Origin of the sequence: Psychromonas antarctica (assembly GCF_022267535.1) — a bacterium.
Lineage (GTDB): Bacteria > Pseudomonadota > Gammaproteobacteria > Enterobacterales > Psychromonadaceae > Psychromonas > Psychromonas antarctica.
On the sequence record NZ_JAHNZV010000296.1, the window covers coordinates 1 to 547 of the forward strand.

The window sequence follows — 547 nt, forward strand, 5'->3', positions numbered from 1 at the left end:
GCCGTCAAGTAGCCAATTTAGCTGTTGCCCATTAATAGAAAGCACCTCTTTTTTATCCTTCAATGGCCACTTAAATTGTGCATCATCGAGTGCTTTTAGCCACAAAATAAAGCCCGTTTTATCCCACGCCAATATTTTAATTTTGTTGCGTCTTTTATTGGTGAAGACAAACAGTTGAGAGGAAAAGGGATCAAGGCAAAGCGTCTCTTCTACAATCAAAGAAAGACCATTGATCGCTTTACGAAAATCAACGGGATCACGGCTGAGATATATTTTTTCAATGGTATTACAAGGCCTGATCATAACCGGCTCGCACTATTAAGCAGGTCGGCAATATCAACATCAGCCAGTTCAACGATGACACCGTTAGATAATGTTATTCGGCATGAGGTTGCTCGTGTTGGGGCATTTACTGATACCAAGTGAGCTTACGGCTGCATAGTTTGACTTGGGCGGTTAGCCCAATTCAGTCTTTTTTGGAAAGCAAGTCAGCCGTTACTCACTATTTTCTAGATAATTCCATGGCAGGTAATTTTCTGGGTTGGCT

General features: G+C 41.7%; 1 protein-coding gene. It reads right to left on the reverse strand.

The window, feature by feature from the left end:
- A partial coding sequence (gene tnpB / locus KSO91_RS17545) for an IS66 family insertion sequence element accessory protein TnpB (RefSeq protein ID WP_238744299.1) occupies positions 1-303 on the reverse strand: 303 nt, incomplete at its 3' end.
- Positions 304-547 lie beyond the last annotated feature (244 nt).